This window comes from Streptomyces lichenis (genome assembly GCF_023218175.1).
Classification (GTDB): Bacteria; Actinomycetota; Actinomycetes; order Streptomycetales; family Streptomycetaceae; genus Streptomyces; species Streptomyces lichenis.
Window position 1 is genome coordinate 48,821 of the sequence record NZ_JALPTH010000039.1, and the last position, 6,774, is coordinate 55,594.

8 protein-coding genes are annotated in these 6,774 nt (G+C 73.6%); 4 read left to right on the forward strand and 4 right to left on the reverse strand.

Going from position 1 to position 6,774, the window contains the following annotated elements:
• Window positions 1-140: 140 nt before the first annotated feature.
• Both M1O15_RS28875 and M1O15_RS28880 read right to left on the reverse strand, forming a co-directional pair.
• Window positions 141-560, reverse strand: coding sequence for a PIN domain nuclease (locus M1O15_RS28875; protein WP_248637163.1), 420 nt, complete (start codon window positions 558-560; stop codon window positions 141-143).
• Window positions 560-814: a type II toxin-antitoxin system VapB family antitoxin gene (locus M1O15_RS28880; RefSeq protein WP_248637164.1), complete on the reverse strand. Its 255-nt coding sequence runs from the start codon at window positions 812-814 to the stop codon at window positions 560-562. Before M1O15_RS28880 ends, M1O15_RS28875 begins: the two co-directional genes overlap by 1 nt.
• Before the next feature lie 432 nt (window positions 815-1,246).
• Here M1O15_RS28880 and M1O15_RS28885 point away from each other — a divergent pair, with 432 nt between their 5' ends.
• Window positions 1,247-1,528: a hypothetical protein gene (locus tag M1O15_RS28885; RefSeq protein ID WP_248637165.1), complete on the forward strand. Its 282-nt coding sequence runs from the start codon at window positions 1,247-1,249 to the stop codon at window positions 1,526-1,528.
• A 205-nt stretch (window positions 1,529-1,733) separates the two neighbouring features.
• The gene (locus M1O15_RS28890) at window positions 1,734-3,149 is read left to right on the forward strand and encodes an MFS transporter (protein WP_248637171.1); all 1,416 of its coding nucleotides are present in this window, start codon (window positions 1,734-1,736) and stop codon (window positions 3,147-3,149) included.
• A gap of 10 nt (window positions 3,150-3,159) precedes the next feature.
• Here the strand turns inward: M1O15_RS28890 and M1O15_RS28895 are convergent, their stop codons facing one another.
• Entirely contained in the window at window positions 3,160-3,822 is a 663-nt protein-coding gene (locus M1O15_RS28895) for a TMEM175 family protein (RefSeq protein ID WP_248637166.1), read from the reverse strand.
• A gap of 207 nt (window positions 3,823-4,029) precedes the next feature.
• On the opposite strand from M1O15_RS28895, the gene M1O15_RS28900 reads away from it, so the two are divergent.
• Window positions 4,030-4,356, forward strand: a complete 327-nt coding sequence (locus tag M1O15_RS28900) for a nuclear transport factor 2-like protein (protein ID WP_248637167.1) — start codon at window positions 4,030-4,032, stop codon at window positions 4,354-4,356.
• Window positions 4,357-4,372: 16 nt separating this feature from the next.
• Here M1O15_RS28900 and M1O15_RS28905 read toward each other — a convergent pair whose 3' ends face one another.
• Window positions 4,373-5,158 (reverse strand): SDR family oxidoreductase, encoded by a 786-nt coding sequence (locus M1O15_RS28905; protein ID WP_248637168.1) that lies wholly within the window; start codon window positions 5,156-5,158, stop codon window positions 4,373-4,375.
• A 189-nt stretch (window positions 5,159-5,347) separates the two neighbouring features.
• Between M1O15_RS28905 and M1O15_RS28910 the strand changes: the two genes are divergently transcribed.
• Window positions 5,348-6,727 (forward strand): multidrug effflux MFS transporter, encoded by a 1,380-nt coding sequence (locus tag M1O15_RS28910; protein WP_248637169.1) that lies wholly within the window; start codon window positions 5,348-5,350, stop codon window positions 6,725-6,727.
• The last annotated feature ends 47 nt before the right edge of the window (window positions 6,728-6,774 follow it).

The following is a 6,774-nucleotide window of genomic DNA, read 5'->3' on the forward strand; positions in this document are numbered from 1 at the left end:
TACGTCCGTCGGGGCGTGATCAGCCGTCCGCCCAAGGCATCGAGGAGTTCGGATGGCCCCTGATGAGGGCTGGGAGGTCCCGGGGTACAGAACCCGGTGCATGTCCCGACTTGTCTGCCGCCCCTCCGCGTCCGGCACGATCATCGATCGGCGGTGCCGGGTGGGACGACCCATTCGGTGGGCTGGCCGGTGAGCGAGGCGATCATGTCGAAGTCGCCGTCGTAGTGGAGGACCGTCAACCGGTTCAGCTCCGCGGTGGCGGCGATGAGGACATCGGGCAGCGAGAGCGCCCGGTGGAAGCCCGCGTTGAGCGCGAGGCGCTGGACTTTGAGAGCGCGGGTGAAGGTGTCGTCGTCCGCGCGCAGGTAGTCGAAGGCGTGGAGCCATGTACTGATGCGCATCGCCTCCGCGCTGTCCCTCGCGGAGTGGACCAACTCGTACTCGGTCGGTTGGCACACCGCGAGCAGGTAGCGCTCGTGGAGTGGTTTGAGGACTGCCTTCACGCCCGGCTTCGTCCAGCGCGCCAGGGCGGACTTGTCGATCAGGTAGCGGTCCTGCATCAGGCGGCGCGGTTCCCCTCGCGGCCGTCGCCGCGCTTGAGGGAGCCGTCGGCGTTGCGCGGCCCGGTGGTCTCGACGATCTCGCTGAAGTCGACTTCACCGGCGTCCATGGCGTCGAAGAACTCCTGCCGCAGATGACGCTTGACGGCGTCCTCCATCGCGAGGCGCACGGCCTTCGCCTTCGTCTTGGTGCCGAAGATGCGCATGGCTTCGGCAACCATGTCCTCATCGAGGTCGATGACGGTCCTCGCCATGGGGGCAGCTCCCTTCGTGAAGCTCCTGGGGCGGTAAACGATACCGTGGTTCCTTGATCGTAGATATCGTTTGTGGGGTGCTTCGGCGGTGGTCCGGGTGCTCGGCGGGCCCCGACCCTTGCTGGGGCGCCGCTGGCCCCGCACATGGAACGAGTCCACTTGTGCGGTCCAGGGTGAGGCATCGCTCCGGTAGGGGGGTCCGCGCTCCGGGGCGCGTGCCCCGCTGCTCGGCCAGCGCACCGTGCCCCGGCACCCTGGACGGGGCGGTGGAGCGGGTCGGGGCCGCGCTGGCCGAGGCTGAGCGGGCCGCCGGCCGGCCCGTGGTGCCGGCCGGGATGTCGCTCGGCGGGTACGTGGCGCTCGCCGCGGCCGTCCGCCACCCGGAGCTGACGGCGGGTCTGCTGCTCAACAACTGCACGGCCCAGCCGCGCGGTGGCGCCGCCCGGTGGTACGGGCGGCTGGTGCGGCGGGCCGGCGAGGGGTGGCCTGGCCGGGCGGTGCTCCGTCCCGCTGCTGATCGCCAACAGCCGGGCGGACCGGCTGTTCCGCTCCGACGAGCGCCGCTTCCTGGCGGCCGCCCGGGCGGCGGGCGCACCTGCCTCGCTGGTGCACATCGGCGGCTCGCACCTCGCGGCGCTGAGCCACCCGGAGACGTTCACCCGGGTGCTGCGGGCCGGTCACGAGCGGCTGACGGGCATGGGCGCCGACCGCTGAGTCCCACCGGGCCGGGGCCCGGTGGCGCAGCTGGGGAGCGCGCCGACAATGGAACGGACGACGGGCCGTTCCCCGGCCCGGTCCGGAGAGGGTGAGCGCGGTGGCGGACGACTCCACGGGTCGGAAGGACTCCACGGGCTCCAAGGACTCCACGGGCTCCGCGGGCGGCGCCGGGACGATCCGGATCGGGAGCACGCGGGGCCGGATGGTGCTGCTGGCGACCGTGCTGGGCTCCACCATGGCGCTGCTGGACTCCACCGTGGTCAATGTGGCGCTGCCGCACATCGGGGACGACCTGGACGCCGACCTCCAGCAGCTCCAGTGGGTGGTGACCGGCTATGTGCTCACCCTGGCCTCGCTGATCCTGGTCGGCGGATCGCTCAGCGACCGGCTGGGGCGGCGGCGGGTGTTCACGGTGGGGATCGTGTGGTTCGCGCTGGCCTCGCTGCTGTGCGGCATCGCGCCCAGCGCCCCGCTGCTGATCGGCGCCCGCGCGCTGCAGGGCGTCGGCGGGGCGCTGCTGACGCCCGGGTCGCTCGCGCTGATCCAGGCGGTGTTCCATCCCGACGACCGGGCCCGGGCGGTCGGGGTGTGGTCCGGGCTGGGCGGGGTCGGCGCCGCCGTGGGGCCGTTCCTCGGCGGGTGGCTGGTGGACGGGCCGGGCTGGCGTTGGGTGTTCCTGCTGAACCTGCCGGTCGCCGCGGTCTGCGTACCGCTGGCCCGGCGGTACGTTCCGGAGACCCGGGCGGCCGGCGAACCGCCCGGCTCCGACGTGGCGGGCGCGGTGCTCGGGGTGCTGGCCCTCGGCCTCGTCACGTACGCCTTCATCGACACCGACTGGCTGACCGGGGTGCTGGGCGTCCTCGCCGGGGCCGCCTTCGTCCGCACCGAGCGCCGCAGCCGCGCCCCGATGCTGCCGCCCTCGCTCTTCGCCTCCCGCACCTTCACGGTGATCAACGTGGTCACCCTGTTCGTGTACGCGGCGCTCACCGGCTTCTTCTTCGTGGTCGCCCTCCAGCTCCAGGTGGTCTCCGGCTACTCGGCGCTCGCCGCGGGCACCGCGATGCTGCCGACCACCGTGCTGATGCTGCTGCTGTCCGGCCGCTCCGGGGCGCTGGGCGCCAGGATCGGCCCCCGGCTGCCGCTGACCGCGGGCTGCCTGCTGGCCGCCGGCGGGGTGCTGCTCCTGCTGCGCGCCGGGCCCGGTGCCTCGTACCTCACCGATGTGCTCCCCGGGATGGCGCTGCTCGGTATGGGCCTGGTCGCCCTGGTCGCCCCGCTGACCTCGACCGTGCTGGCGTACGCGCCCGAGGACCGCTCCGGTATCGCCAGCGGGGTCAACAACGCGATCGCCCGCGCCGCCGGGCTGCTGGCGGTCGCCGCGCTGCCGCTGCTCACCGGGATGGGCCCGGAGGTCTACCGGCAACCCGCCCGGTTCGACGCGGCCTTCGACCGCTCGGTGGTGTGGTGCGCGGCCGCCTTCGCGGTGGCGGCCGCGCTCTCCTGGCTGCTGCTGAGGGTCCCGCCGGCCCCCGCCCCCGTCCGGCCCGAGTGCCGCACCCACTGCGCCCTCACCGCGCCTCCGCTGGACCCGGGGCGGCAGCGGCCGAAGGCGAAGTGAGGGGGATCGGTCAGGACTTCAGTTCGCGGCCGATGAAGGCCTTGAGCGGCCAGAGGGCCAGCCAGCTCCACATCGCGGCCTGGGGGGAGAGGAAGGCGATCGGCACGGCCACGCCGGTCACCGCCACCGTCGCCGCCATGTCCGCCGCCATCCAGCGGCCGGTGTGGTCGGTGATCGGCAGTCGGCGCAGGTGCTCGCGCTTCCACACGGAGACCCAGAGGGCCATGTGCAGCAGGGCGATCAGGGCGACGGCCGCCGAGTAGAGCGCCACCGCCGGCGACTGGTGGGTGTACTCGGAGAGCAGCGCGGTCGGGAACGGCAGCAGCGCGACGGCGCCCAGCTCGGTCAGGGTCACCCACACCAGCCGGCCGTCCACATGGTGCACATGGGCGAGGATCCGCCGCTGCCCCCGCCAGAACCCGCCCAGGATGGCGAAGCTCAGCGCATAGGCGAGGACGTTCGGCCAGGTGTCCGCCAGCGCCTGGTGGAAGGCCCGGTCGTCCAGGTCCGGCGCCACCCGGACATCGAGCACCAGCAGGGTCATCGCGATCGAGAAGATGCCGTCGGACAGTGCGGTCAGCCGCTCCGGGGTGCCCTGGTGGGCGAGCGGGCCGAGGGCTTCGTCGTCGTCGGAGGATGCGGGATCGGGGGCGGGCGTGGCGGGGGTGGTCATGACTGCGGGGGCCGCCCTTCCTCCTGCGGATGCCTGTGACGCGTACGGCGATGCGTACGAACGCGTACGGCGATGCGTACGGCACGCCGGCCCAGGGTCCCGCCGGCGCCCCGCCCGCCCCGCCGATTAGGCCGTGGGCGGCATGTCCGGGCCGTCCGCGTCCGCGCCGCCGGGCGGTACGGGGGAGGGGAGGTGTACGGGTGGGGGATGACCCTTTCCCAGGAACAGCTCAGCGACCCGTCCGTCCGGGCCTTCGTCGCCGCCGTGAACGCGGGGGACCGCGAGGCCTTCGCCGCCCTGCTCGCCCCGGGCGCCACCATGTCCGACGACGGCTCGGAACGGGACCTCGCGGAGTGGACCGAACGGGAGATCTTCTCCTCGGGCGGGCGGATGGACGTGGTGTCGGAGGCGGAGGGCGGGCGACGGCTGGTCGCCGACTACCGCAACGAGACCTACGGCTCGATGCGGACCGCCTGGCGCTTCGAGGTCGGCGGGGACGGGCGGATCAGCCGTTTCGAGACCGGGCAGGCCTGACCGTCGAGGGCCGGCGTCAGCCCCGGCCCACGTACGGCATGGCGGTCGCCATCACCGTGATGGACTGGACGTTCGCCTCCAGCGGCAGGGCCGCCATATGGGCCACCGTCCGGGCCACGTCGGCGGCGTCCATCACCGGTTCCGGGGCCAGCTCCCCGTTGGCCTGGAGGATGCCCCGCTCCATCCGGCGGGTCATCTCGGTGGCCGCGTTGCCGATGTCGATCTGCCCGCAGGCGATCCGGTACGGACGGCCGTCCAGGGAGAGGGATCTGGTCAGGCCGGTGACCGCGTGCTTGGTGGCGGTGTAGGCCACCGAGTGCGGGCGGGGCACATGGGCCGAGATCGAGCCGTTGTTGATGATCCGGCCGCCCTGCGGCGACTGCTCCTTCATCGTCCGGAACGCCGCCTGGGCGCAGAGGAACGCGCCGGTCAGGTTGACGTCCACCACGGAGCGCCAGACCTCGGGGGAGAGGTCCTCCACCGGCGTACCGCCGCCCGCGAAGCTGCCCGCGTTGTTGAAGAGCAGGTCCACCCGGCCCCAGCGGCCGGTCACCGCCGCGAACAGCGCGGCCACCGCCTCGGCCGAGGTCACATCGGTCGGGACGACCAGGGCCTCGGCCCCCTTCAGGGCGGCCGCGGTCTCCTCCAGCGGCTCGGCGCGGCGCCCGGCCAGCGCCAGTGACCAGCCGTCCTCGGCCAGGGCCAGCGCCACGCTCCGGCCGATGCCCGAACCGGCCCCCGTCACCACGGCGACCCGCCGCTCCCCGGCCGCCCCGGCCGCGGTCTGCTCGCTTGCGTCCATGGGGCCGCAGCGTACGGCAGCGTGCGTCCCTTGGGACCGGTGCGCTCGCCATACGGACAGTGCCCTTGCCGGTCTCCGCTTGAGCTTTCAACAAACGGGGGTGAGCTGAGAGCATGGGGGCCGCCCTCGTCAGACAGCGGGCAGCACGTAGCAGGTAGCAGTCAGCAGGAACGCAGGAGGAGAGACGTCATGCCGGACCGTGTCCCGGGACCGCAGACCCCTGGGCAGGCCGCGCCCCCGCCCGTCCGCGAACCGGATGTCGGGAAGGCGGACCCGCCGGCGCCCCGTACCCCGCCGGACGCGGCCACCGGCCCGAGCGGCGGCCCCCTCGCCGGGGCCGCGGCCGTGCAGGCGCGGGTGGGGCTGCTGGTGACGCTGATCCTGGGCGGGCTCACCGCCCTCCCGCCGCTCTCCATGGACATGTACCTGCCCGCGCTGCCGCAGGTCACCGACGCGCTGTCCGCGCCCGCCGCCACCGTGCAGCTCACCCTCACCGCCTGCCTGGCCGGTATGGCGGTGGGCCAGCTGGTGGTGGGGCCGATGAGTGACAGGTGGGGCCGCCGCCGTCCGCTGCTGGCCGGGATGCTGGTGTACGTCCTCGCCACCGCGGTCTGCGCCTTCGCCCCCTCCGCCGAGCTGCTCATCGGCTTCCGGCTGCTCCAGGGCCTGGCCGGTGCGGCCGGGATCGTGATAGCCCGGGCGGTGGTCCGCGACCTCTACGACGGCGTGGAGATGGCCCGCTTCTTCTCCACCCTGATGCTCGTCTCCGGGGCCGCCCCGATCGTCGCCCCGCTGATCGGCGGCCAGATCCTCCGCCTCACCGACTGGCGCGGGGTCTTCCTGGTGCTCACCGGAGTCGGGGTGCTGCTCACCCTGGTGGTGTGGAAATGGCTGGGCGAGACCCTGCCCGCCGAGCGGCGCCACTCCGGCGGGGTCGGCGCTGCGCTGCGCACCATGCGCGGGCTGCTCGCCGACCGGGTGTTCGCCGGCTACATGCTGACCGGCGGCTTCGCCTTCGCCGCCCTCTTCGCGTACATCTCCGCCTCGCCGTTCGTGATGCAGGAGATCTACGGGGCCTCCCCGCAGACCTTCAGCCTGCTGTTCGGGCTCAACTCGGTCGGGCTGGTGCTGCTCGGCCAGGTCAACGGCAAGCTGCTGGTCGGCCGGGTCAGCCTGGACAAGGTGCTGGGCATCGGGCTCGCTGTGATCACCGCGGCCGCGCTCTTCCTGCTGCTGGCCACCGCCGGGGTCTTCGGTGAGCTGGGGCTCCTCCCGGTGGCCGCCGGGCTGTTCGTGCTGATGTCGGCGATGGGGCTGGCCCTGCCCAACACCAACGCCCAGGCGCTGATGCGCACCCCGCACGCGGCCGGTTCCGCCTCCGCCCTGCTCGGCACCTCCTCCTTCCTGGTCGGCGCCGTCGCCTCGCCGCTGGTCGGCATCGCGGGCGAGGCGACGGCGGTGCCGATGGCCGTGGTCCAACTGGTCTGCGGGGCCGGCGCGCTCGTCTGCTTCCTGGGGCTGTGCCGCCCCTGGCGCACCGCCACCGCCAAGGCCGCCGACCCGGCGTAACCGCCGACCCGGCGTAACCGCCGACCCGGCGTAACCGCCGACCCGGC

Bases quoted from the DNA above. Each gene is read 5' to 3' on its own strand.
- M1O15_RS28890 (WP_248637171.1), top strand. From the start codon at position 1,734: ATGGTGCTGCTGGCGACCGTGCTGGGCTCCACCATGGCGCTGCTGGAC.
- M1O15_RS28900 (WP_248637167.1), top strand. From the start codon at position 4,030: ATGACCCTTTCCCAGGAACAGCTCAGCGACCCGTCCGTCCGGGCCTTC.
- M1O15_RS28905 (WP_248637168.1), bottom strand. From the start codon at position 5,158: ATGGACGCAAGCGAGCAGACCGCGGCCGGGGCGGCCGGGGAGCGGCGG.
- M1O15_RS28875 (WP_248637163.1), bottom strand. From the start codon at position 560: ATGCAGGACCGCTACCTGATCGACAAGTCCGCCCTGGCGCGCTGGACG.
- M1O15_RS28910 (WP_248637169.1), top strand. From the start codon at position 5,348: ATGCCGGACCGTGTCCCGGGACCGCAGACCCCTGGGCAGGCCGCGCCC.
- M1O15_RS28880 (WP_248637164.1), bottom strand. From the start codon at position 814: ATGGCGAGGACCGTCATCGACCTCGATGAGGACATGGTTGCCGAAGCC.
- M1O15_RS28895 (WP_248637166.1), bottom strand. From the start codon at position 3,822: ATGACCACCCCCGCCACGCCCGCCCCCGATCCCGCATCCTCCGACGAC.